A 24,988-nucleotide genomic window follows, 5' to 3' on the forward strand; every position below is an offset into this window, starting at 1 on the left:
GCGCGGTCTGGCGCCGGGCTCTTGGGTCAGCAGCCGTCAGGCAATGTCGCGGCGGGCGAACGACATCGAGCGGAACTGGTGCTTGTAAGGGCTCTCGCCCATCTTGCGGATCTTGCCGACGCCCATCTTGTAGTTGTAATTGCCGCTGATCCAGTCGACGACGCGCCCGGCCAGGGCATTGGCGGGTTGGGCGGTGTGCAAAAAGTCCATGTAGCCCAGGTTCTCCTTGACCGCCGGGGTCACAATGGCCACCGCCGTGATGGAGGCGCGGGTCAGCTCGATATGGCCGTTCTTGAGCAACTCCGCAAAGTCGAAATCCGACCCTTCGACCCCCACGATCGTGTCCTTCTGTACCGGGATCCGGTCCGAGAAGACCTGCACGTAATCGCCGCTTTCGATGCCCCTTGCCTTAGCCGCCTTTGGGTGGATCTCGATCCAGTTCTCCGGCCAGCGCTGCACGATGTAGGGCCGCCGCCGGTCGTCATAGCCCGATTGCCAGCGCTCGTTTATACGACCGGAGGTGATCCAAAGCTCGTCCTCGCGCGGCTTCAGCCAGTCCCAATAGCTGGAGAACAGATCCCACGGCGCCTTCTGGATGTTGCACTTGCCGGTCTGGCTGTTGAAATGCGTGAGCTTCTTGTTGAAGACATTGGCGCCCGCCGGCCCCTCCTCGGGCAGGACGCGGTCGACGTCGTGCAGGCGCTTGGTCTCGATCAGATTGCCGTCCTTGTCCATCAGCACGGGGCCCTGGATCCCGTTCGTGCCGAACTCCGCGAATTTCTCGTGCAGGGTCTTGCCTTCGCGCCGTGCGGCGACGAGCACCATGTTGAAATCCTTGCGCGAGCCACGGGAATGGCGTGCGCCCTCCTCCAGCACATCGTTAGAATTGGACCAGTCGAACCCTTCGAACCCCATTTTCTGCGCGAGTTGCGCGATGATCCACCAATCGGGTTTCGCATCGCCGGGCGCGTCGTAGAACTTGGGATAAAGCCTGAGACGGCGTTCGCCATTGGCGCGGGTAAAGCTCTCCTCCCCCCAGCCGGAGGCCGGGAAGACGATATCGGCATAGCGCGCGCCGATGGGATCGACGAGATAGATGTCCTGGTTCCAGACGACCATACCGCCGGAATCCACCCTGCGCTTGAGCGTGTCGATGATGTCCTGTTTTTCAAAGGACATGACCTGATGCGGGTTGCGGGTGGTCAGCTCGTCAAACTTGGCCTGCAGCGACTGGCTGCCGCACATGGCCTGGACCCAGGTCGTACCGATCACATGCGCGAGCCGCGTATGCCCGCTCATCAGATAGCGGTCGGTATCCATCGCACGCCGCCGCCGTCCGGGCAGCTTTTCGGGGCTCTTATTGCGCGGATAGCTTCCGCCACGCAGCCCGCCCCGCTGGTGGCCACCGGCGCGCCCGATCACTTGCCCGGGGCGCCCGCCGCAGCCGCACACGATGCCAAGGGCCGAGATGGCCTGCGTGTTGCCGGTGTTGTTGGACCAGTAAAACCCCTTCTCGATCATGATCGAGGTTTTGGGCCGGGTACCATCCTCCTTCGGTTTGGCCATCCATTCCGCGGCGGTATAGATCTTCTGCACGTCGATCTGGGCGATCTCGGCCGCTTTTTCCGGTTGGGCATAGTCCTGCGCCAGCAGCCAGTCCTTCCAGTCGTCAAAGCCGTCGGTCTGGAACTTGCCCCAGGTCGTGCGCCACTGCCACGGCGTGTTGCGGGTACCCTGGCCAAAGCCTGATGAGCTTTCCCACTTGTTATTGACCCACTTTTTGATCCACTCGGCATCCTCCCAGCCGTTCTCGACAATGACCCTTGCAATCGCGAGCACGACAGGCAGGTCCGTGCCCGGCTGAATGTCGATGACCATCCCGCCGTTTTTTTCGGCAAAAGCCGTCCCGCCGGTTCGCCGGGGCAGAAGGAAGATTGCCTTTTGTCCACCCTGGATGGCCGGCATGATGTAGTCGGTAAAGAGGATGGTTTTCGACTCGTAAGGATCCGTGCCGCACATCAGCAGGCATTCGGCCTCTTCCCAGTCATCATAGCTTGGCCCGAAATTGTCGAACCCCGCATCCCTGAAACCAGGGGTGGAGGTCACATCGGACGGCGTGTCGTGGAAAGTGAAATTCGCCGTCCGCACGTGACGCAGGGCGTATTTCGAAATCGCATAAGTGTTCTCCATGAACCCGTAGGAGAACGTCTTGACCCCGTAAGCGTTGGTGCCGTGCTTTTCGAGCACGTAATTGCCGACCTCTGCCGCGATATCGAGGGCAAAGTCCCATGTAACCGGCATCAGCACACCGAACATCCGCACCATGGGGGATTGCAGCCGGTCGCGTGTGGGCGATTGCGGGTTATAGACCTTCTTGGCCAGCGCCCCGCCGCGGATCGAGGAATTGCCCGTGTAGTTGACAAACTCGGTGTCCTTGTCGGGTACGATGACCACGTGATGCGGCGCGCCGTTGTGCAGCACGATGTTGTGCTGGTTGGGCGCGACCCAGGCGCCCAGCGGCGCCACCGGGAAATCCTCGCCAAAGGCGTTCTGGTCGGCCTGCGGGCCGCCCACGCGGCCACCGGCGACGGGCCAGCGATAGACCTTGTAGCCGCAGGCAACGACGCAGTAATCGCAGGCCGTTGCGATCACCTCTGCATCGGGGGGCGGCAGCGGGACGGAGGTTTCGGGAACGTAATAGGGTGTGGACATGGATGTTCCTCCTCAACCCTGAAGATTGTCGAACCGGCCGTAGATCAGGCCGAACATGCCAACGGCGTAGATGTCGTCGCCGTCGAGCTCCAAAAGTACCTGCGGCAGCGACTGATACGCCTGGCCCGAGATGAAGATCCCGTGGCGGGTCAGATCGAAGGTGGTCAGGTGCAGCGGACACGGCCCCAGCGCCTTGTCGGCGGCCTGATAGGTGCCCTGCAGCGGCCCGCCCTGATGGGTGCAGGTGTAGTTGAAGGCAACCACATCCTTGTCCGGCCCGATCCCGCCGCCCGCCTCGCGGCCCAGCTTGACGAGGATCGATTCCGCATATTGCCCCTCATCGGGATATTCGAAGTCGAAGGGTTCATCGACCTGCAACTCGCTCAGTTTGCCGACCCGCTTGCGGGGATAGGTCGAGATCGCCGCCGGGGTCTGCGCCTCCGGCAATCCCGGGATGCCCACCATCACAACCGAGGTGGCGATCCCGCTGGTCAGCAGGAATTGCCGCCGGTTCATCAGGCACTTTCGCGTGCCCGCCTTCTGGGCTTCGCCATTCTCGCCATTGATGGCTGCGAGGATCTGTGTGTCTACGTTGCTCATATCTGTCACTCCTCGTCAGTTCTGCGCCATGGGCAGCGGTTCCATCTCGGGCAGGTCCGGGTCATCGACCAGCATCTCTTCGCCCGAGAGCGATTCAAGGAAGGCCACCAGATCGGCCTTTTCGGTGTCGGTAAGGCCCAGCGGCTGGATCAGAGCGGATTTGTTGGCGGCAAACTCGTTCTCACCCCCGCCCTGGTCGTAGAACTCGACCACGTCGGCGAGCGTCTCCAGCATGCCATTATGCATGTAGGGAAAGGTGTATTGGGTGTAGCGCAGGCTGGGCACGCGGAACTTGCCCATATCCGCCTCCTGCTTGGTGCGGAAGTAAAGGCCCGGATCGTCCTTGAGCTTGCGGTACTTCTCTTCGGTGACACCCTTGGAATAAAGCTCGAACCGGAAGGTGATCTGCGCCAGTTCATCGTCCTCCCATCCGTCAAAGGGCGGCACGCCGATGTTATAGTACGCCTCGTCCGAAAGAAGCGGGCCGTTGTGGCAGGCGGTGCAATTGGCCTTGCCCGCGAAAAGCTCCAGCCCCCGTTTCTGGGCCGCGCTCAGCGCATCGTCGTCGCCGTTCATATAAAGATCGAACGGTGTGTCGGTCTGCACCAATGTCCGCTGGTAGGCGGCAATGGCCATATAAGCGTGGCGGACCGAGGGCCAGTCATCGCCGAACACCTCCTGAAAGGCGGCACGATATTCGGGGACGAAGGCCAGCCGCGCCTCCATCTGGTCATCCTCGCCGTTGCCAGCGACACCGCCCCGCGCGGCGGCGCGGGCCTGATGCTCCAGCGACGGCGAAGCGCCCGCCCAGAACAGCTTGCCGTAATACGCCGAGTTGATGATGGTCTGGCTGTTGCGCCAATGGGTGGTGCCGGGATAGCCAAAGCTGATCTTGTCTTGCACGGCCCAGCCCGCCTCGGGCCGGTGACAGGCCGAACAGGGCATGCCGTAATTGCCCGACAGGATCGGATCGAAGAAGAGCTTCTTTCCCAGCTCGATCTTGGCATCGGTCATCGGGTTGTCCGCCGGGATCGGCGGCGGGCCAAGCGCTGCCAGCGTGTCCGGGCGCGGATTTTCCTGCGCTGTCGCAGCGACGGTCAGCCCCGCGACGGCCAAGGCGGTTAGTGATATGCGGAATGTCATTGCGGCCTCCGTCAGTTCTGCAGGTTGCGCCAGTCTTCGATCACCTCGTAATCGAAGTCGTCTTCGCGCCAGACATAGGCATCGGTGTCAAAGCTCTCGCCCGACAGGCTCTCAAGGAAGGCGACCAGGTCGGCCTTCTCCGACGGGATCAGCCCCAGCGGTTTCAGCCGCGCATCCTTGAGCGGATCGCTTCCACCGCCGGCATCGTAGAAATCCACGACCTCATCCAGCGTGCCGAAAACGCCGTTGTGCATGTAAGGGGCGGTATAGGTCAGTTCTCGCAGCGTAAGGGTCAGGAAGGACCGGCGTGTTTCCTCCCGGTGGGTGCGGATGTAAGCGCCGATATCCTCTCTGAGGTTCATGTAGCCCGGCACGCCGAAGAACTTTGCATAGGTGACATAGACCGAATGCCGCTCGGGATCGGACCAGATGTCGGGGTTGTTGGGGACGCCGATGTTGTAAGGTTGATCATCCGTGAAGCGGGCGCCGGAATGACAGGCGGAACACTGGGCCTTGCCCTCAAAGATTGCCTGCCCGCGCTGGGCGGCGGCACTCATCTCTCCGGTGTCGTAAGGCGCGTTGCGGGACTGGATTGTCTTCATGAAGCCCATCAGCGCGTTGCGCGCACCACCATTCGACGGCTCGGACATGCCGGCGGCTGCGAACATCTCCACATAGACGGGATCCTGTTTCAGCCGCTCCTGCATGATGCGCATGTCCATGTTCATCAGGTAGGTTTCGGTGATCATCTCCCGCGCGACGTCGTTGAGGTCGGTGCCCAGACGCCCGTCATGCAGCCAGGCGTCGCGATATCCCACATTGGCCAGCGTGGGCGTGTTGCGGAAATGCGCTCCGCCCGTATAGGCCGCCGACAGCGCCTCGCCGTCGGTAAAAGCTTTGTCCGGCTGGTGACATGAGGCGCAGGACAGCGTCGTATCCCCCGACAGCCGCGTGTCGTAGAAGAGCCGCTTGCCCAGCTCGGCGCGGGCCGCATCGACCTCCAGCGCCTCCTCGGGCGTCACGGCCTCCTGTGCTGCGGCGGCACTGCTCAACAGCAGCACGCCCGTCAGCAGGCATCTCGATAACATGGGGTTCCCTCCATTTTGGCTGTGGGATCGCCACCGGGCCCGAAATGGTCCGGCGGACAAAGCTCAGGCGTCCGCCCAAGGCCAAAGGCCGGGCGTGGCCGCAAAAGATGCGGCGCAAAACGCAACCATAGCTAGACGGCCCGCGTGGAACGGCGGACCTGCGGATTGTCTTGGAACGACAAGGATTTAAGTAGGGATTTGGCGCGGAAAAGCGTCAAAGGATCGGATTAGGTCATAGGCCTTTCCCCGTTTGATTAGGATCGCGGCACTTACAGGGAAAAGGTTAACACCTTTGGGAAATTTTTCTTTGACGTGGATCAAGACGAAGTGTGTTTCGGAACAGATTGCCCCGACCCGCCTGCCCTGTATCACCCCGCAAGCCGCGCGGCATCGCGGGTGGCCGTGCCCACACGCCGCACGATCCCGCCGATTTCCATCAACTGATCCGACAGCGGCGTCGTTTTACGCCAGACCATGCCGATCGTGCGCGAGGGTGAGGGTTTCTTGAACCGGGCAACCGAAACCTGCGCGGCCTGTGTCTCAAGCGGCATCGCCATTTCCGGGATCAGCGTCACGCCGATCCCCGCCCCCACCATCTGTACCAGGGTAGAGAGCGAACTGCCTTCCATCAGGTTCCTCGTGGCCGTGGGGGTCGCCTCGCAGAACGACAGCGCCTGATCGCGGAAGCAGTGCCCCTCCTCCAGCAGCAGAAGGCGCATCTTCAGCAATCCCTCGGGGCTTGGGATCGGCATGCCGACCTCCTCCGACGGGCGAACGAGCACGAAGTCTTCTTCGAAAAGCGCAAATTCCCGCAACGCCGGTTCCGAAATCGGGAGCGCGACAATGGCAAGATCCAGACGCGATTCCAGCAGATCCTCGATCAGGCGCTCGGTCTTGGCCTCCCTTGGCTGCAGATCGAGCGAGGGGAAACGCCCCGACAGGGACTTTATGACCTCCGGCAAGAGATAAGGCGCGACCGTCGGGATGACGCCGACCCGCAAACGTCCGATCAGAGGGCCGTCAGCGGCGCGCGCGAGATCGGAAAGCTCATCGACCGAGCGCAGGATGTCGCGAGCCCTTTCGGCAAAATCCTCTCCGAGCGGCGTCAACCGGACCTGGCGAGGCCCCCGCTCCACCAGCGGTGAGCCAAGCATGGTCTCCAACTCCTTGATCTGGATCGACATGGCCGGTTGCGTGATTGCACAGGCTTCTGCCGCCCGTCCAAAGTGGCCGTGGCGCGCCAAAGCATCGAAATAACGGAGGTGTTTGATGGTCACGTTTATCATTAGAGAAATTTATCACTCTGGTTAGATTATTCAATTCCACATTATCCATTCGTCTTGTTAGAATGATTCCAGCGAGGGTGCCGATGCTGGCTCACACAAGGTGAGCGCGCGGTCCGCTTGTCCCTTCATCTGGCCACGGCCATTGCAGCAAAGAGAGGATGACATGGACGGAGACAATCTGAACCTGGTGGGCAAATGCCCTGTAATGCATGGGGGCAATACAGCCTCCAGCAAATCGGTCACGGGCTGGTGGCCCAATGGCCTCAACCTCGACATCCTGCACCAGCATGGCGCGCGGACCAATCCGATGGACGAGGATTTCGACTACCGCGAAGAGGTCAAGACCCTCGACTTCGACGGCGTCAAGCAAGACCTCTATGCGCTGATGACCGACAGCCAGGACTGGTGGCCGGCGGATTACGGCCATTATGGCGGCCTGATGATCCGCATGGCTTGGCATGCGGCGGGCTCCTACCGGCTTTCCGACGGGCGTGGCGGTGCCGGGTCCGGCAACCTGCGTTTTGCACCACTGAATTCCTGGCCCGACAACACCAGCCTCGACAAGGCGCGGCGCCTTTTGTGGCCGATCAAGAAGAAATACGGCAACAAGCTGTCCTGGGCGGATTTGTTCATCCTCGCCGGCAACGCGGCTTACGAGTCGATGGGTCTGAAAACCTTCGGTTTCGCGTTCGGCCGTGAAGACATCTGGGCACCCGAGATCGACACCTATTGGGGGGCCGAGACCGAGTGGCTGGCGCCCAGTGAAGAGCGCTACGCCGATCTCGATGACGCCTCCACACTTGCCAACCCGCTGGCCGCCGTCCATATGGGCCTGATCTACGTCAATCCCGAAGGCGTGAACGGTCAGCCCGACCCGGCCCGGACCGCGCATCACGTCCGTGAAACCTTTGCGCGGATGGCGATGAATGACGAGGAAACCGCGGCCCTGACTGCAGGAGGCCATACCGTCGGCAAGGCGCATGGTAACGGCGATGCCAGCCTTCTGGGCGCAGAGCCAGAGGCCGCGGGCCTCGAAGGTCAAGGCTTTGGCTGGGCCAACCCCAACCAGACCGACAAGGCCAGCTCGCTCATCACATCCGGCATCGAAGGCGCCTGGACGACCGAGCCGACGACCTTTGACATGGGCTATTTCAAGCTGCTCTTCGGTTATGAATGGCAACTGACCAAATCACCCGCCGGCGCAAACCAGTGGGAGCCGATCGACATCAAGGAAGAGGATATGCCGGTCGATGCCAGCGATCCGTCCGTGCGCCGCATGCCGATGATGACGGATGCCGACATGGCGATGAAGGTCGATCCGATCTACAACGAGATCTGTCAGAAATTCATGGCGGATGAGGCCTATTTCCGCGACACCTTCGCCCGCGCCTGGTTCAAGCTGACCCACCGCGACATGGGACCGAAGGTGCGGTATATCGGGCCCGAAGTGCCGGCAGAGGACCTGATCTGGCAAGATCCGGTGCCCGCTGGCAACACCGGCTACGACGTGGATGCGGTCAAGGCCAAGATCGCCGAAAGCGGCCTGTCGATCTCGGACATGATCACCACCGCCTGGGACAGCGCGCGGACCTTCCGCGGCTCTGACAAGCGTGGCGGCGCCAACGGGGCCCGCATTCGCCTCGCGCCGCAAAAGGACTGGGACGGCAACGAGCCCGAGCGTCTGGCCAAGGTACTGGGCGTGCTGGAGCCCATCGCCGCCGAGACCGGCGCATCGCTGGCCGATGTGATCGTTCTGGCCGGCAATGTCGGGGTCGAACGTGCCGCCAAGGCCGCCGGGTTCGACATGACCGTGCCCTTCGCACCTGGTCGGGGCGACGCGACGGACGAACAGACCGATGGCCCCTCCTTTGACGCGCTTGAACCGCTGGCCGACGGCTTCCGGAACTGGCAGAAGGAAGACTATTCGGTCAGCACCGAGGAAATGATGCTCGACCGCGCCCAGCTTCTGGGTCTGACAGCCGGTGAAATGGCCGTATTGATCGGCGGCATGCGGGTTCTGGGCACCAATCACGGCGGCAGCAAGCATGGCGTGTTCACCGACCGCGAAGGCACTCTGTCCAACGACTTCTTCGTGAACCTCGTGGATATGAGCAACAGCTGGCACCCGACCGACGATGGCACCTACGCGATCCGCGACCGCGCCTCGGGCGAGACGAAATGGACGGCCACCCGTGCCGATCTGGTCTTCGGCTCGAACTCGATTCTGCGGTCCTACGCCGAGGTCTACGCCCAGGACGACAATACCGGCAAATTCGCACGGGACTTCGTTGCCGCCTGGACCAAGGTCATGAACGCCGACCGCTTCGATCTGGTCGCCTGATCCAAACAATGTGCCGGGCGGATAATCCTGCCCGGCATTTCCGTGCGCGGACAAGACGGACTTGGCCCGAATCGCTCAACCGCCCGCAATCCCCGCAGATCACACGGGCTAACCTGTCCGGTCGATCAGCAGCCACACACAACACGCCAGATCATGCAACAATGATTAACTGCCCGGTCAGCGCACCCTCAACACTTTTGCGGTAGGCCCGTCCAACATCCTCTGACAAGACAGGCTTGTGTCCCGGAAACCACGCGCCGTAGCGCCGCTCGGAGGTTTTTAGCAGCCCAGGGCTGACGACATTCACTCTGACGCCGCGTGACATTTCGAGCGCCGCACTTTTTACAAAGCCCGCCAAGGCGCCATTGGCCGTTGCGGCACCCGTTCCCATCGGCACCGGATCGCGGTCGAGAACACCGCTGGTCAAGGTAAACGACCCCCCTTCGGCAATCACATCCCGGCCCGCAAGAACCAGGTTGACCTGGCCCATAACCTTCTGCCGCAGGCCATGCATGAAGCTCTCCTGCGTGAAATTCGACAACGGCTCGAAGGCCACGTCACCGGCGCAAGACACGACCGCGTCGAACGCACCGATATCGCGGTAAAAGTCCCGCACCGCGCCAAGATCGGAAATATCGACCTGGATATCTCCGGTCGTGCGGCCGGCCTTGATGATATCGTGCTGCCCGCCCAAAGTCTCACACACAATCCCGCCGATATCTCCCGCCGCCCCGATGACAATCACGCGCATCCTGCACCCTCGATGATCTCGTCGTATCTGGCCAGCTTTCGCCGCAGCAGATCGGCGCAGTTTTCCAGTTCCGCCCGCCGTTCCCTCAGCCGCTCGGCATGCGCGATGAGCATCTGCTTGCGATCGGGAACCGTTTCATTCCCCCTGCGATAGAGGGCGGCAAATCTCTGCATCTCGGCAGTCGGCATACCGGTCTTTCGCAGAGAGGACAGCAAAAGCAACCAGTCGAGATCGGTGGGTGAGAAGACACGCGTCCCATCGGGATCTCTGGCGATCGGCGGACAAATCTCGGACATTTCGTAATAACGAATGGCCGATATCGTCAGACCGGTTCGTTCGGCGATTTCTGATATCTTCATGGTGAATCCCCCTTTCGGGTTCCATCCCTACACGCCTCAAGTTGCTTTAGGTCAAGCGGAAGTCGCATGGTGAGTTTGGTGACAACATCGCCATCGGACCCCGGCAACACCCGGTGTTGCGCGCGATTTCTGGAACGAGAACACGCGACCAACGGGACCGAACCATGGACCCGCTATGGCAAGGACATAAAGATGTGTGATGCTCCCTTTGCCGCCACCCTACAGAAAGGATCGCCCAATGTCAGAAAACGCCTTGCCCCAGCTGCCCTATTCCGCCTGGGTCGACAGCAAGGAGAGCTTGCATCTCTTTTTGCAGATCATCGGGAAAGTGCGCCTCAAGACGCATCCGAAACTGAACCACTGGTGGCACGTGACCCTCTATGTTGCAGCAAGGGGTCTGACCACCGGACGTATTCCCCATCCATCCGGCGGCTTTCAGATCGACTATGACATGCTTGAACACCGCGTCGAGATCAGCAGAAACGATGGCCGGACCGTCGCTTTTCCGGTCGCGGGAAAGTCCATTGCCGCATTTTATGAGGCGCTTTTTGGTGGTCTGCAATCACTTGGGATCGCCGTTCAGATCAACACGATGCCTTATGACAACAAAAGCAAGATCCGCTTTCCCGAAGATACACAGGATCGGGCATATGATACCGCAGCAGTCTCGAATTATTGGCGCGCGCTCTGCTCTATCGCGTCGGTCTTTGAGGTTTATCGTGGGCAATTCGTGGGAAAGCAGACGCCCGTCCATCTTTATTGGCATTCGTTCGACCTGGTCGTAACCCGCTTTTCAGGACGCGCCGCCCCGCTGGAAAATGCGCGCACCCAGTCAGATCGGGAAGCCTATTCGCACGAGGTTATCTCGGTCGGTTTCTGGCCCGGCGACGACACATTCCCGCACCCTGCCTTTTATGGATACGCCTATCCCGAACCGAAGGGGTTGAGCCGGCACGCCCTGCGCCCCCGGGAGGCGGTCTGGAACGACAAGAATGGCGGCGCTCTGGCGATCCTGAAATACGATGACATGCGGCGCTCCCCCGATCCCGGCGCGGCTCTGCTCAGCTTTCTGAACAGCGTCTATGCGGCGGGGGCAGAGGCATCGGGCTGGCAAGTAGACGAATACCACCATCAGTACCTGGACACCTGACGCCCCATGCCCGCTTTGCCCCTCAAACGCCGATCAGACGCACCAGCGATCCCTTGGTGACACGGGCAAGATCGGCGCCGAACGCATCCAGCTTTCCCGCCGCGATCAACTCATTCAACTCGGCCTCCGAGATGCCCAAAAGCGAACGGACATCCGACCGCGGCACCATGATGGGCATGTTGCTGGCATCCGAAAAGTCGCTCAACGTGGGTGTCTTGGGCACGTCCCCGTGAAAGATAGAGATCGTCCGCTTGAACTCCCTGTTCTGGTTGCGCAGGCGTTTGTAGTGTTTGTCGCCCCGCAATTTCCAATCCGTCAGGATGCGCGCCGTGATTTCGATCTGCGTGACATCCCGGCTGACCTGCAGAAATGCGGTCCCGAAATGTGTACCGTCCTTTTTCACCTCTCCAAAGCTGGTCAGATACCAGCAGAACTCGGTCGGTGAGCGGAAGGACGCCATCTGGGTGATCTTTGTCACTTGCCGTTTCTTCGGGGGTTTCTTCTTCTTGCTGAACGCCAGCGTCAGCCCTTGCGCGGCAACGGTCGCAACACCCGCGATCATCGCACCGTAACCGGCCTGACGCGTCGCGGGATCGCCAGTCTTAGGATCTTTAGGGTCCTTGGGATCTTTTGGATCCTTTTTGGGCTGGCCCGTATCCGGTGCCTTGCCTTTCAGATCTTCGATTTTCTTCAGGATAGCCCCGATATCCGGCGAAAATTCGATATTGGTCCCGCCTTCCGGGGCCGGTGTCCCCTCGATCACCACCGTTTCGGCCTCGGTCTCGAAAGGGTCAATTCCGAGGATGCGAAGGCTGCCTTCAGGCGCCACCTCACCGTCCTTGTTCAAGCCACGCAGCGAGATCGACACTTCAAGATCTTCAAGATCAACGTGCCGAAACATGCTGTGATCCGTAAAGTACATCAGCCGGGCCGCCGCCGAGAAGACGATGTTGAGCGATGGAAAGGAAAAGAATTTCAGAATGTCCCGAATGCCTTCAGATGTCTTTTCGACCGCGAGCCCCCGAAAGCCTTCGGGCATGATGCGGCCATACAAATCCACATTGGCATCGACAAATACGTTCACGAAATCTTCGTCCGCCGGCTCTTTATTCAGTTCCGGAATGGTCAGTGAATTTGCTGTCATAGCGCTCTCCTAAGTGTTTAATTAAAATAACATTTTCACGCGACTTAACCGTCTTCGCGGATGGCGAAGCGGAATGCCAAACGGCTCGCCCGGCGCTTTTGGGTTGAAAGAGACGATCGCCGATCAGACGATCGTGCCGGTTAATCCGTCAGGATGAAGGACCGGACCGCGTTTCCCACCGCCTGAGCCCGCGTGCGCGCACCCAGTTTGCGCATCATATTCTCGACGTGAAACTTGGCCGTTCGCGGCTTCAGTCCCAGGGCGTCGCCAATCTCTTGCGTGGAAAACCCCTGCGCGGTCAGTCGCAGGCATTCGTGCTCCCGGATCGTCAGATCGGTTTCGGGTGTTTCGCGCGCCTGCTTGCGGCAGAAATCGGCGATACCGTTCCCGAACAGGAACGACAATTCGGTGAGCGGTGCGATACAGGCTTGTCCCGACAGGACGGACTTCGCCGGATCCCCAAGTGTGAAGAAATAAAGCGCCTGAACCCGACGTGGCGTATGGATCGGAACAAAAAGATCTTCGGTGATGCCAAACCGCTGCAGGGCGTCAAGATAGTCGAAGATCTTCAATCTTTTGCCATTGCGCGGCGTCACATCCCGGGTGCGAAACGGTATCGTACGCTCTTCGGTGGCCTGTAACGACGGATCGTGTTCGTACCACTTCTTGCGCCAATACAACGTCTCCAGCGCTTTCAACCGCATCGGGCCACGCGCAGCGGCGACGATCCCCGTGCCTTGAGCGACCCCTTTCAGAAGCGTCGGCAATGCGCCCTTGTCATAGGTCCAGTAATAGACCCCATCAACGCCCGCATCCATGAGCGTTTCATAGAAAACGTCCATGAAACTGTCGAAACGCATAGCGGCCAAAGAACGCTGGCGAAACTGAAGGGCGATATCGCTGAGATCATCCATGGGTTGTCAAATACTCCAACATCACATCGGCTCGACGAACGGATCGGAAATGGGGGAAGTTTGTCAAGCCTCCCCCACCGAACGCTCAGGAACCGGTGAAGCGCCACGACCCTGCGGCTCTGCCGCCCTGCCCGGTGCCTTTGACGGTCAGAATATCACCGACCTTGCAGGACAGTTTGGGCCCGTCGTCCCCTTGTGGCGCAACGCCGCGGAAGCCGCCGTTCAGAAAAACGGCCACCTCCATCGTGGACGCTTTGAAGCTGCTGGCAGTGTAAGCCCCCGCCTCCTTTACCTTTGTCGGCTCGCTTTCCAGTTCGTCCCGGGTTTCCCATTGTTCAACTGTAGCCATAAGTAATCTCCTTTTCACGTTAAAATTTAGTATCGCAAATCTCTTTCGAATTGCGTGAAAACTAATTGCAATAGAATGCGCGATTCGCACCTGACCAAACGGACAGGTAAAGAATGCCAGCGAAATAGAAACGTTGCGAAAGCATGCTGGGCAGAGAAATGAGAATCCTGCCTCCACCGCCACCGATCAGATCACATAAGCATTGACCATTGATCGAATGGACTTGAACAAACCTGCTGATCCGGTGGGCTTCTACGCAGGTCGGGGAGCGGCGCGAAGATCAAGCATCACTGTCACGTGTGCCCTATCACGAAGCGGCCCCGTTCATGTCGAATACCGACATCCGCCGCTACTGACGGGACCGAAGGTCCCGCGCATCTTGCCAGACGTACCATTTGGTCAACACTTTCGCGCCAAACTCCGCAAAAGGGCGGAAGGGCAGCGGAGAAAATGGCAGATCATCAAACGCGGTATCGCTGTGACGTTGCCCTAAAATCTTGCGGGCCAGCTTCATTCCGAAATAGACGCTTCGCGTCACGCCCGAACCGCAATAACCACCGGCCAGCCAAACACCGTCCTCCCGCCCGATATGGGGGGCGTGATCTCCGGTATAGGCCACGTTTCCGGACCAGACATGGCTGAAACCGACATGGTCCAATTGCGGAAACACACGCAACATCGAGGCGCGAACAGCATTGGCGCGTTGTTGGGCGTCCCCGCCAGGCCGTCCCATCCGGCCGCCAAAGATGAAGCGGCGCATATCCGGTGTTGGCCTGAACCACATAAAGATGCGCCCGGATTCACCGAATGTCCGCCCCTTCGGGCTAAGCTCTCTCATCAGCTCGGGCGCAAGGGGTTCGGTTGCCACTGCCCCGGTATCAATGCGCACAATACGTTTGTGCATCGCCGATGTGCGCCTGTCGGAATAGGCGTTTGTTGCCACGACGACCTCGGTCGCGGTAACCTGTCCCGCGCGCGTCTTCAGGATCGTCCCTTCCCTGTCTTTCTGCATGTTTTCAACCGCGCAATTGGGAAACAGCAATGCTCCGGCTTTCTCAGCACACCGCGCCAATGCGGCTAACAGCGTGCGCGGCTGCACCCCGCCGTCCCGATGATAGACCCCACCGCCCTTGTAGAAATCGCTACCGATCTCACTGCGCTGTTCTGATTTCGGGATCATGTCGAAAGGCAGGCCCAGGTTCTGTTTCAACCAGTCGCCTTCCCGCGCCTGCACCTCATAATCCGCTTGTGTGCGGGAGCCTCTGAACCGGCCCGCAAGTCGAAAATCGCAATCGAGATTTTCCTCACGCAAGAAGTCTTCGAAATAGTCGAGCGCGTTTAGACCTTCGCGCAGCAATGCCAGCGTCTTGGTCTCTCCATAGCGGGCGATCAGGCCCTGCGTGCCCAGCTTGTGAAAGCTTGGGCCGACCATGCCGCCGTTGCGGGCAGAACAGCCGGTGCCGATCTCGCCTGCTTCGAAGACCGCAACCTGTCGCCCAGCGCGAGCAAGGTGAATGGCCGTCGCCATCCCGGTATAGCCCCCGCCGATGATCGCGATATCGACTGTCTTGGGCAGCGCGGAGGCGGCAGCGATGCCGATATGCAGCACCTCCTCATCCCAGTAAACACTCTGCTCTGCCACCGGATCTAGTCCCGCAAGGTCCAGCTGTCGCGCCGCTGTGCCGTTGGGAAGCGGGCCTCCAGACCCAGTTCGGATATGCGCTCTATGCTTGCTTCGAAAAGGCTGCGCATCACGGGCAATGTGTCGGGTGACAGCGCCACCTGACGCAAAAGCTCTTCCCGGTCGGCATAGGCATCCAGCAAGGTGCGCAGATCTTCAACTGCTGTATCTGCGGACATGTCGATGCGCAGATCCTGTGCGTCCAGCCCATGCTCCCCGGTGACCCTGAGCGCTGCTGAGCGAAGTGGCCCCATGATCTCGCCCCCGGCATCCCGCCCGGCTTCCAGCGCACGCATCAGTCTTTCAGAGAGTTGCAACGTGTCGTCCTCACAAAAGGCTGCGGCCATTTTCGCCGTGACCTGATCATTGGCCAGAATGTTGCCCAGGGCGAGGCAGTTCTTCTCAATGCTGTGGGTATAGATCGAATACATGCGTCTGCCATGATAGACAGCCGCCTTTCCGGACGCATCCAACGCGCCGATCTGGCGCCATTCGATATCGTCTGAAGAGGCCACAACGTTCGAAACCGTCTCCGCCGCCGTCGCCCCTTGTGCTAGGAGCGAAACCCCAAGATCACCCAGACGGCTGTCGGTCCGGTGCTGGGACAGCATCGCGCCCTTGCCATGGTTCAGCCGGACGCAGCGGCCACCGACAGCCAGATCAGATGTGGTGATCGCCGCACCGAAAGCACCGGTTCGGGCGCAGCGGCCAATGATGGAAAACGTCATCTCGGTTCGCCTTTCTTCATACCGGGTCCGTGGCAGGCAAAGGCACACCACGATCTTGTGCGGCAAAGCGTGCCCACATCGCGTCAACTGCTGCTTGTGCCTCGGTGATCACGCGGCGCTCATCAATGGAAGTGAGGACACGATCCCGCATCAGGAAACGGCCATCGACCATGGTGTCGGTCACAAGGCCGGGATGCCCGTAATGGATAAGGTTGGACACCGCCGACAGGCGCGGCGCCATCGCCGGCGACATCAGATCGAAGAGCGTCAGGTCCGCTTTCATGCCAACGGCGATCTGCCCGATGCCGGTGTGATCGAGTGCCCTGGCCGCGTTGATCGTTGCATAGTTAAAGATCTGTGACGGCATTGGCGTCACCGACCGTCCGTAAGCCCCCCGATGCAGGGTCAGCGCCATTTTCATGGACTGGAACATGTCTTCGGTCATGTTGTCACTGCCCAGCACAATGTCGACCCCGGCGTCGAGGATCGCACGCATAGGCAAAGGATGCGGGCCCTTGGCCGACATGGAGGCCGGGCTGTGGGCCAACCATGTGCCACGTTCGGCCAATATCTGGACATCGCTTTCGGTACAGAACGTCCAATGGACCGCGATCAGGTCGTCGCCCAGAAACCCGTTGCGATCCAGATATTCGGTCGAGGTGCAGCCATGCAGTTTTTCAACCTGACGCTTCTCGTTGATGATCTGGCTAAGATGGATCGTGCGGCGCAGGCCGTGTCTGCGCGCCAAGGCCGTCACCTCACCCAGCATCCAGGGGCTGCAATTGTCCGGACCATGCGCGGCCATCATGACGCGCACACGGTCGTCCTCGGCCCCGTGGTAACGCTCGATCAGATCGCGGGTGCGGGTCAGAAAGGTCTCGCCAAAGTCCCGGTCAAAACGATAGAACCCGCGCCCAACCTCGGTCGTGACAGCATCGGCGCAGCTTTCCGCCAGCCAAAGGCGCATCCCGGTTTCGATCATCGCCGGCGCGTAATCGGCCACATGGCGGAGGGGATCCACCATCGTGGTTGTGCCCGACCGGATCGCCTCGACGCAGGCGAGCTTTGCAATGGCGGCGCGTTCAGCAGGCTCCAGCAGATAGGACGCAGGCACCATGTACTGGTAGACAAGGTTGCCCTCGATATCCTCGACCGTGCCGCGCAGGGCCAGCAAAACCGCGTGGGTGTGCGAGTTGATCAGTCCCGGGGAGACGAGCTTGTCATCACAATGCACAGGCTCGAAGGCTTCGAAGTCGGTGCCCTCCAGTGCCTCAGGCAGTGCAACGATGGTGCTGCCGTCGATGGCGATATGCCCGGCTTTCACCTGTGGCATCCCGTCGGGATGCGCGATGTAGCGTGTGTATTTCAGCAGGTACCGGGTCATGACCGGCGCAGCGCTCCGATGGCCGTGGCGATCAGTGTCACCAGCACAAGCAATGTTGCGACTGCCGCGATTGTCGGGTCGATGTTTTCCTGGATCCCTTCCCAGATCATCTTGGGCAGTGTCGTGACCCCGCGCACCGTGATGAACAGGACCGACACGATCTCGTCAAAGCTGACGATGAAGGCAAAGACGAAGCCCGTCATCATGCCGGGTCGCGCCGCGGGTGTGACAACAGCAAGCGTGGTTTGCCAGACGGAGGCGCCCAGCCCTCTTGCAGCACGGATGATGTTGCGGTCGAGATTGGCCAGGGCTGCAAAGACCGAAATGGAAACATAAGGCAAAGCCAAAAGCGTATGGGCCAGTATCACGCCCGCATAGGTGTCGATCAGCCCAAGCTGGACCCAGAAGCGATAGAACCCAAGCGCTTGAACAACCGGCGGCACGAGGATCGGCACGATCAGCAGCCAGCGTGCGATTTGCGAGGCGCGGTTGGACAGAAACCAGCAGCCGATGGAAAAGGCCGTGCCCAGACCGGTGGCCAGCGTTGCCACGACCGCGCCGATCCAGATGCTGCTCCACGTAGCGGCAAGCCAGTCGCGGTCGGAGAAATAGTTCTCGTAGTGCTGGAGCGACAGGCTGTCGCGCGGAAGGCCGATGAAACTCGTGTCGGTCAATGACACCGGGATGACGACCAAGAGCGGCAACACCAGAAAGGCCAGGACGACCCAGGCACCGGTCTGAAAGAAGATGCGGAAGGCTGAGATAGGCATCACTTCCGATCCAGCAGGACAGAGCGCAGATTGACGAACCGCGCGGCGATCAACAGCACCAGCGCCGTCGCGATCAGCAAGGCGACCGACAAGGCCGATCCAAGGCCCCAGGCAAGAAACTCCTGGATCTGGTAGGTGATGTATTCAGAAATCATCAGAACGCGCCCCCCGCCCAGCAAAGCGGGCGTGATGAAAAAGCCAAGCGACAGCACAAAGACCAAAAGGGCGGCTGACATCACACCCGGCAGGGTCTGGGGGAAATAGACGTGCCAGAACGCCGTCCATTCGCTGGCACCCAATCCGCGTGCGGCCTGGACATAACTGCCCGAAATGCCCCGCAGATTTGCGAGCATGGGCAAGATCGCAAAGGGCAGCATCACGTGGATCATCGCGATCAGCACACCCAGTTCGTTGTGCATCAGACGGATCGGGGTGTCGATGATACCCGCGTCGCGCAATGTGTCATTCACCAGGCCTGAGCGGCCCAAAAGGACGATCCAGCTGAAGGAGCGGATCAGCACAGACACCCAGAAGGGCAACAAGACCAGCGCGAGCATCAGCGGTGTCAGGCGGCTGGCATAGTTTGAAATGGTGTAAGCCACGATATAGCCGAGGATCAGGCAGCCCACAGTGGTGATCGCCGCGACCCGGAAGGTGATCAGAAAGCTTGTGCGCACCGCAGAGGATTCCACCATCCGGACGTAGTTTCCAAAGCCCGCTTCAGGCTCGGTCACCGAAATTTGCCAGATGCCCAGCACTGGAAAGATGTAGAAGATGATCATGATGGCAAGCGCCGGCACGATCAGCATCCAATAGCGAAAACTGTCGGTGATCTGGGGCATAGGCTCTCAAAGGCAGAGGATCGCAGGGGGCGTGACGCCCCCCTGCATGGTCTTGGATCAGTTGATCAGTGCGTTGACATAAAGCTCTTCCGCCGATGTCTGGTTCTTGGCGTACCATTCATCATTGTAGAGAATTTGCGTCGCAAGGTTCTCGGGACTTGACGGGTTGAACGGTGCGAGCTCCGGCGGCACCATGTCCGCAGCTTCGGGGTTGATCGGACCCGACCCGATCATTTCAAGCCATTTCACCTGCAGTTCTGGTTTTTGACCATGTGCGATGAACTTCATGACCTCATCCGCACCTGCGGGATTTTCTTTCGGCACGACCCAGATGCCGGGTGCGATCACACCGCCGTTAAAGCTGACTTGGAAGCTGCCCTCGGGCATCTGATCCTTCAGCAGATGCGCGCGCGTTGACCAGATATTGCCAATGGCGACCTCTTCCTGAAGGAAAAGGTTCTGGCTTTCACTGCCCGACCCCCAGACGATGATATTCTCGCGGATCTGGCGGAACTTGTCGATCGCAGACTTGATCCCGTCTTCGGTGCCAAGCGCATCGTAAACCTCGGCCAATGGGACACCCTGCGCCATCGTGGCGCTTTCCAGCATGCCGCGGACGGATTTGCGGAAGGTGCGCATGCCCGGGAAATCCTTGACGTTCCAAACATCTTCCCAGGTTGTGGGGACGTTTCCGCCCAGCATCGTGGGATTGGTCGCCAGAACATAGGAATAGACGTAATTGCCCACACCGTTGTTGTAGGCCGTCCCTTCCAGCACCTTGGACCGATCCACGATATCGTAGTTGATCGGTTGGGTGATGCCTTGCTGCTCAAGAATGATGGCCGATCCCGCGCCACTGTCGCAAAGGTCCCACACCACTGCGCCGCTTTCGACCATCGCGCGGATCTTGCCTGCGGACGGGCCAGAGCCATCGACGATCACGGGAATGCCCGTCAGCTCGGTATAGGTGTCACACAGGACCTCCTGCAGGACGTCCTTTGCCTGCCCGCCCCAGTTCACGACGATGATTTCCTTGGGCTGCGCCATCGCCTTGTTGCCCAACATCGGCAGAACGCCCAAGGCGCCCAAGGCCGCGACAAACCCGCGTCGGGTCAGGCGGCCTTGCTTGTAGCGTTCAACCGCGATCTCCACGATGTCCTGCTTGGCTTCGATATCTGTTGTGTCTGTCATGTTTTACATCCCCGTTGTTGAAGTTATTGAATTCTCTTGGTCATTCAGCCGCCAGCACGACGCAGGCGTTTGTGTCCCACCCCACGCTCACATCCAGCCCCGGCGCCGGAGTAATGCCTGTTTGCCAGGTCGCGCATGAGAGAAGCAGATCGCCCAGCCCCTCGTGCTTGACGATGACCTGACACCGCTCTCCCAAATAGCTGACCTGACTGACTTTCGCGGGTAGCATCTCGACCCCCGGCTTGGCGATGCGAAGACGTTCCGGCCGAAGAGCGAGCCGGACTTTCGCCCCGATCTCCTCGGCAGTATCGGTTTGAACATCGAAGGTCGCGCCGTCGGCAACGCAGTGCAGAATATCGGCATCCCGCCCCGTAACGTCCGCGTCGATGAAGTTCGACTTGCCCAGAAAATCGGCAACAAAGCTGTTGCGTGGTCGATTATAAAGATCTCCCGGCGCCCCTTCTTGCTGAATGCAGCCGTCTTTCAGGATCACGATCCTGTCCGACATCGACAGCGCCTCTTCCTGATCGTGCGTCACGTAGATGAACGTCACACCCAGCTGGCTGTGCAGGGATTTCAACTCCCATTGCAGATCGGCCCGCAGCTTTTTGTCGAGGGCGGACAGAGGCTCATCCAGAAGCAGGACCTGCGGTTTGAACGACATGGCGCGTGCCAGGGCGACACGCTGCTGTTGACCGCCCGAAAGCTGGTGCGGCATCCGGTCGGCAAAGCGACCCATCTGCACCAAATCAAGGCAGTCCTGGGTGCGTTCGGCAATCTCTTTTGCCGGGCGTTTGCGGACTTTCAAAGGAAAGGACACATTGTCCCGCACGGTCATCGTGGGAAACAGGGCATAGCCCTGAAAAACCATGCCGAACTCCCGATGCTCTGGCGGCGCCTTGGTGATGTCAGAGGCGCGCAGCCGGATCTGTCCGTCGTCCAGACCGACAAATCCGGCAATGGCGCTGAGCAAGGTGGTCTTGCCCGACCCTGATGGACCCAGAAGCGTGAGAAACTCGCCTTCGGCGACATCCAGATCGACATGGTCCAAGGCGTGAAGATCGCCATAGCGTTTCACGGCATTCCGGATCGAGAGGATCGGCTCTGTCATCTAATATGCACACACCCTGGTCGTAACTCTTGCGCACGCATCGGCCGCGTGCCTCAGGGTTAAGGGGACCATGAGTGGCTAAAACCGCAAAATAAAAAAGAAGCCCGCCTTTATAACTTCACGTTATACGTTCAGACGGTGTCGCCAGGCTTCACCGGGCCGCCTTTCAGGACGTCTGCCAGAAAGCCTTGGAATTGCAGCGCAAGATTCGATGTCGGGAAAAGGTTTGACGTGACCGCGTGCATGTTCAGCGGCAATTTCGGCTTCGTCTCGCGCACGATCAGGCCGCGATGCAGTTGCCCGATCAGCGCGAAGCTGTCGACAAGGGCCACGCCTAGCCCGTTTCGCACCATCTCAAGCGCTGTCGCTGTATGACGGACCTCGCAGAAGAACCGCCGCTCGAGCCCGCGCTCGGAGAAGACTTTGTCGATCTGCTGCCCAAGCGGTGTCGCCGTCGCGTAGGAGATGTGCTGGACATGGTTCAAGTCGGTCACGTTGACCCTCTCCAGCAATCCCAACTCGTGCCCTTCGGGACAAACACACATCATCCAGCCCGCGCCGATTTCATGGACGGAAAGGGCCGAATGCCTTGGCTGCGTGATCGACAGCCCCAGATCGGCGCGTCCACTCACCAGCCTGCGGTTAATCTCATCAATGCTGCCCAGTTCGATGGACAGCTGCAGCTTCGGTCGCTTCTCCATGAATTGCGACAGGACATGCGGCAAGATCCCGTGTCCGATGGATGGCGTCGCCACAATGCTCAAACGCCCAATCGTGCCCCCGCGCAGCTCGTTCACGATGCTTTCCACGCGCTTTTGCTGCATGAAGAGATGCTGCGCTTCCTGGGCGATGTGGCGCGCCTCGTGCGTTGGGATCAGGCGCCCATGTTCCCGGTGAAAGAGCGGGAAACCGACCAGATCTTCAGTATGACGGATCATGTTGCTGACAGCGGGTTGGCTGACGGCAAGCAGTTCGGCGGCCCGGGCGGTGGTGCCCACCTCGATCACCGTGGACAAGACCTCAAGCTGACGTGCGCTGATCATCGGATATAACTCTGAGTTATTCGAGGGCGTGCATGTTTTATTTCATGCTAATGGTGCCGCGGTCTAGCGTCGACCCGTTGCAGAACGAGGAGGCGCAGATGAGCCGGAGAGTTGGGTTTGCGGTCGCACAACTGGGACCGATACATCTGCGCGATACCAAAGCTGCCGTCGTGGCCCGTCTGATTGATATGCTGAAACAGGCGCACGCGCGTGGGGCCCGCTGGGTGACCTTTCCCGAACTTGCCCTCACGACCTTTTTCCCGAGATACATCTACGACGAGCCCAATGAGTATGATGTCTTCTTTGAGGAAGGCCTGCCGTCTCCGGCGATGATGCCGCTGTTCGACATCGCCAAGGACTTGGGCGTCGGCTTCTACCTCGGCTATGCGGAGAAGGCCGAAGAAAATGGTGCGACGCGTCGTTTCAACACGTCGGTCCTTGTTGGACCGGACGGTGCAATACTTGGAAAATACAGGAAAATTCACCTGCCCGGGACGGTCGATCCCATCGGAGATCTGGAGTTTGAACATCTCGAAAAGCGGTACTTCGAGGTCGGTGACCTAGGCTTTCCGACATTCAAGACACCCGATGCCCGCATCGGCATGTGTATCTGCAATGACCGCCGCTGGCCCGAGACGTTTCGCGTGATGGCCCTGCGGGGGGCGGAGGTGTTCATGCTGGGCTACAACACCCCGACCCGAAACATTCATCACCCGGAACCTGCGCATCTGCGCGAATTCCACCACCGCCTCAGTCTCGAATCCGCCGCTTATCAAAACGCGGCCTGGGTCATGGCTGCCGCCAAATGTGGGTCGGAGGACGGTTTTGCGATGATCGGTGGGTCCGCTATCGTCTCGCCCACCGGAGAGATGGTCGCCCGCGCTGCGACCGAAGATGACGAAGTCATCACATATGACTGCGATCTGGATCTGGGCGCGTATATCCGGCGGTCGGTCTTCGACTTCGCCCGTCATCGCCGGATCGAACATTACGGTCCCATCACCGCGCAGACTGGTGTGGAGGTAGAGCCATGACCTTCTCGCTTGCCGGACGATGCAAGGATACCGGTCAGATCGGATTTGCGGTCACAACCTCCTCGGTTTGCGTCGGTGCCCGTGTGGGCGCCGTCACGGACGGCTGCGTTGTGTTTTCGCAGGCCCGTACGGATCCCCGGCTACATGCTGTCGGGATCGCGGCGTGGAAGGAAACGGGCGACGCGGCAAGAACGCTGGCGGCAATGAAATCCGCGGCGTCGGCACCGCATTGGAGACAATTGGGCGTTTTGGCCGCAAAAGGCCCGGGTTTGCATCACACCGGCGGCTCCTGCCTGCCCGAATGCGGCGGAGAGATTGGCGAGAACAGCTTGGCCATCGGGAATTTCCTGGGATCGCCGCGGGTCCTGTCTTCGCTGATCGAAACTTTCGAGACAACACACGGCGTATTGGCGCAGCGGCTTTTGGCCGCCCTGAAAGCTGGTGAAGCGGCGGGCAGCGAACGCGATCCCCTTCAATCGGCTGCGTTGGTTGTTTTGGGCGCTGAGGACCTCAAGGACGTGGATCTGCGCGTGGATGCCTCCAAGGATCCTCTGTCCGACCTGGAAGACCTGGTTGCTGATTGGCTTCCCAAAGCTGATGCCTATCGGATCAGAGCGACCGACCCTGACAAGGCGCCGTCATCAACCGACGTGGAGCACAAAGCCTAGCAACCGTATGCCCTGCGCGATCGCACACATTCATGTCGGTCCCGGCCTACGAGGGGCGTCTGCGATTGTCGGTCGCGATGGAGGCCATCGCTGTTTTTGAGGATGCTTCAGGCTCTTCCAAAGGCACGCCATCTGCACGTCTCGTCACTGGGACTAAGAGCGTGATGACTTTCGGCAGATGATCTCTCAAATCTGATGTTTCAGTACATCACCTTGTTCAGGATGATGGAAATGGGTTTCCCGGCCTCCACCGGCGCAGTTCCGCGGGCCAGCAGCCAGCCGTCCTCACGTTCCAGATGCGCAACGATCCGAAGGGTGCGCGACGCTTGGGGGCTTGCTGTCCAAGCGACGGGGACTTCGATGTGACGTGATTTGCCGTCGCTTTCGATGCTCATCTGCTGTTCGGCAAGCCGCTTCTCGCTTTGAATGGCAGGATCGTCGGCAAAGATCTTGATTTGCCCCGCCGGGATGACCTCCCCGCCGGCATATATCACGTCAATGCGCGTCTCTGTCGCTTGGGCCGCTGCTGTTCCGGCAAACGTAAAGACCCCTGATATCAGCATTCCGGCAAACAAAGCGCGGCGGGTGAGCCATACTGTCATTTCTATATCTCCCTGACCGGTTTTGTCCGTGTGCTGGTTCGGCGACACGGTGTTTGCGGGAACCGGAAGGGGCGCGTTGAACGCGCCCCTTCCATCA

At 60.0% G+C, this 24,988-nt stretch carries 23 protein-coding genes; 4 read left to right on the forward strand and 19 right to left on the reverse strand.

All coding sequences use genetic code 11. From position 1 onward, the window contains the following. Positions 1-36: 36 nt before the first annotated feature. From CFI11_RS14915 to CFI11_RS14935, 5 genes are all read right to left on the reverse strand, one after another. Entirely contained in the window at positions 37-2,712 is a 2,676-nt protein-coding gene (locus CFI11_RS14915; protein ID WP_130407305.1) for an arsenate reductase (azurin) large subunit, read from the reverse strand. A gap of 12 nt (positions 2,713-2,724) precedes the next feature. Then, positions 2,725-3,312 (reverse strand): arsenate reductase (azurin) small subunit, encoded by a 588-nt coding sequence (locus tag CFI11_RS14920; RefSeq protein ID WP_130407307.1) that lies wholly within the window; start codon positions 3,310-3,312, stop codon positions 2,725-2,727. A 15-nt stretch (positions 3,313-3,327) separates the two neighbouring features. Then, the gene (locus CFI11_RS14925) at positions 3,328-4,455 is read right to left on the reverse strand and encodes a cytochrome-c peroxidase (protein ID WP_130407309.1); all 1,128 of its coding nucleotides are present in this window, start codon (positions 4,453-4,455) and stop codon (positions 3,328-3,330) included. Positions 4,456-4,466: 11 nt separating this feature from the next. Then, on the reverse strand, positions 4,467-5,543 hold the full coding sequence (locus CFI11_RS14930) for a cytochrome-c peroxidase (protein ID WP_130407311.1): 1,077 nt from the start codon (positions 5,541-5,543) through the stop codon (positions 4,467-4,469). 368 nt (positions 5,544-5,911) lie between these two features. Beyond that, positions 5,912-6,829, reverse strand: coding sequence for a hydrogen peroxide-inducible genes activator (locus CFI11_RS14935; RefSeq protein ID WP_130407313.1), 918 nt, complete (start codon positions 6,827-6,829; stop codon positions 5,912-5,914). 163 nt (positions 6,830-6,992) lie between these two features. Between CFI11_RS14935 and katG the strand changes: the two genes are divergently transcribed. Next, a complete protein-coding gene (gene katG / locus CFI11_RS14940) occupies positions 6,993-9,170 on the forward strand; it encodes a catalase/peroxidase HPI (RefSeq protein WP_130407315.1) in 2,178 nt (725 codons plus the stop codon). 151 nt (positions 9,171-9,321) lie between these two features. Here katG and CFI11_RS14945 read toward each other — a convergent pair whose 3' ends face one another. Beyond that, positions 9,322-9,921, reverse strand: a complete 600-nt coding sequence (locus CFI11_RS14945) for a short chain dehydrogenase (RefSeq protein ID WP_130407317.1) — start codon at positions 9,919-9,921, stop codon at positions 9,322-9,324. Continuing rightward, the gene (locus tag CFI11_RS14950) at positions 9,912-10,280 is read right to left on the reverse strand and encodes a MerR family transcriptional regulator (RefSeq protein ID WP_130407319.1); all 369 of its coding nucleotides are present in this window, start codon (positions 10,278-10,280) and stop codon (positions 9,912-9,914) included. Before CFI11_RS14950 ends, CFI11_RS14945 begins: the two co-directional genes overlap by 10 nt. A gap of 238 nt (positions 10,281-10,518) precedes the next feature. On the opposite strand from CFI11_RS14950, the gene CFI11_RS14955 reads away from it, so the two are divergent. Further along, positions 10,519-11,430: a DUF5996 family protein gene (locus CFI11_RS14955; protein WP_130407321.1), complete on the forward strand. Its 912-nt coding sequence runs from the start codon at positions 10,519-10,521 to the stop codon at positions 11,428-11,430. A 22-nt stretch (positions 11,431-11,452) separates the two neighbouring features. On the opposite strand, the gene CFI11_RS14960 is transcribed toward CFI11_RS14955, so the two are convergent. From CFI11_RS14960 to CFI11_RS15010, 11 genes are all read right to left on the reverse strand, one after another. Continuing rightward, on the reverse strand, positions 11,453-12,574 hold the full coding sequence (locus CFI11_RS14960) for a hypothetical protein (protein WP_130407323.1): 1,122 nt from the start codon (positions 12,572-12,574) through the stop codon (positions 11,453-11,455). Between the two features lie 140 nt (positions 12,575-12,714). Beyond that, positions 12,715-13,488: a LuxR C-terminal-related transcriptional regulator gene (locus tag CFI11_RS14965; RefSeq protein ID WP_130407325.1), complete on the reverse strand. Its 774-nt coding sequence runs from the start codon at positions 13,486-13,488 to the stop codon at positions 12,715-12,717. Between the two features lie 85 nt (positions 13,489-13,573). Then, positions 13,574-13,837 carry a hypothetical protein gene (locus CFI11_RS14970; protein ID WP_130407327.1) on the reverse strand — a complete coding sequence of 88 codons (264 nt, stop codon included), beginning with the start codon at positions 13,835-13,837 and terminating at the stop codon, positions 13,574-13,576. Positions 13,838-14,186: 349 nt separating this feature from the next. After that, positions 14,187-15,479 (reverse strand): FAD-binding oxidoreductase, encoded by a 1,293-nt coding sequence (locus CFI11_RS14975; protein WP_130407329.1) that lies wholly within the window; start codon positions 15,477-15,479, stop codon positions 14,187-14,189. 5 nt (positions 15,480-15,484) lie between these two features. Beyond that, positions 15,485-16,246 carry a DUF1028 domain-containing protein gene (locus CFI11_RS14980; RefSeq protein WP_130407331.1) on the reverse strand — a complete coding sequence of 254 codons (762 nt, stop codon included), beginning with the start codon at positions 16,244-16,246 and terminating at the stop codon, positions 15,485-15,487. Between the two features lie 16 nt (positions 16,247-16,262). After that, positions 16,263-17,630, reverse strand: coding sequence for an amidohydrolase family protein (locus CFI11_RS14985; RefSeq protein WP_130407333.1), 1,368 nt, complete (start codon positions 17,628-17,630; stop codon positions 16,263-16,265). Beyond that, positions 17,627-18,400 carry an ABC transporter permease gene (locus tag CFI11_RS14990; RefSeq protein WP_130407335.1) on the reverse strand — a complete coding sequence of 258 codons (774 nt, stop codon included), beginning with the start codon at positions 18,398-18,400 and terminating at the stop codon, positions 17,627-17,629. Before CFI11_RS14990 ends, CFI11_RS14985 begins: the two co-directional genes overlap by 4 nt. Beyond that, the gene (locus CFI11_RS14995; RefSeq protein WP_130407337.1) at positions 18,400-19,242 is read right to left on the reverse strand and encodes an ABC transporter permease; all 843 of its coding nucleotides are present in this window, start codon (positions 19,240-19,242) and stop codon (positions 18,400-18,402) included. The genes CFI11_RS14990 and CFI11_RS14995 overlap by 1 nt, the downstream gene beginning before the upstream one ends. Positions 19,243-19,299: 57 nt before the next feature. Then, entirely contained in the window at positions 19,300-20,433 is a 1,134-nt protein-coding gene (locus CFI11_RS15000; protein WP_130407339.1) for an extracellular solute-binding protein, read from the reverse strand. 40 nt (positions 20,434-20,473) lie between these two features. Further along, positions 20,474-21,544 (reverse strand): ABC transporter ATP-binding protein, encoded by a 1,071-nt coding sequence (locus CFI11_RS15005; RefSeq protein WP_130407341.1) that lies wholly within the window; start codon positions 21,542-21,544, stop codon positions 20,474-20,476. A 131-nt stretch (positions 21,545-21,675) separates the two neighbouring features. Beyond that, positions 21,676-22,587: a LysR family transcriptional regulator gene (locus CFI11_RS15010; RefSeq protein WP_130407343.1), complete on the reverse strand. Its 912-nt coding sequence runs from the start codon at positions 22,585-22,587 to the stop codon at positions 21,676-21,678. A gap of 98 nt (positions 22,588-22,685) precedes the next feature. Between CFI11_RS15010 and CFI11_RS15015 the strand changes: the two genes are divergently transcribed. Both CFI11_RS15015 and CFI11_RS15020 read left to right on the forward strand, forming a co-directional pair. Continuing rightward, positions 22,686-23,621 (forward strand): N-carbamoyl-D-amino-acid hydrolase, encoded by a 936-nt coding sequence (locus CFI11_RS15015; protein ID WP_254448927.1) that lies wholly within the window; start codon positions 22,686-22,688, stop codon positions 23,619-23,621. Beyond that, on the forward strand, positions 23,618-24,289 hold the full coding sequence (locus CFI11_RS15020) for a DUF1028 domain-containing protein (RefSeq protein ID WP_130407347.1): 672 nt from the start codon (positions 23,618-23,620) through the stop codon (positions 24,287-24,289). The genes CFI11_RS15015 and CFI11_RS15020 overlap by 4 nt, the downstream gene beginning before the upstream one ends. Before the next feature lie 200 nt (positions 24,290-24,489). Here the strand turns inward: CFI11_RS15020 and CFI11_RS15025 are convergent, their stop codons facing one another. Then, positions 24,490-24,891 (reverse strand): hypothetical protein, encoded by a 402-nt coding sequence (locus tag CFI11_RS15025; protein ID WP_130407349.1) that lies wholly within the window; start codon positions 24,889-24,891, stop codon positions 24,490-24,492. Positions 24,892-24,988: the final 97 nt, after the last annotated feature.

Source organism: Thalassococcus sp. S3 (assembly GCF_004216475.1).
Lineage (GTDB): Bacteria > Pseudomonadota > Alphaproteobacteria > Rhodobacterales > Rhodobacteraceae.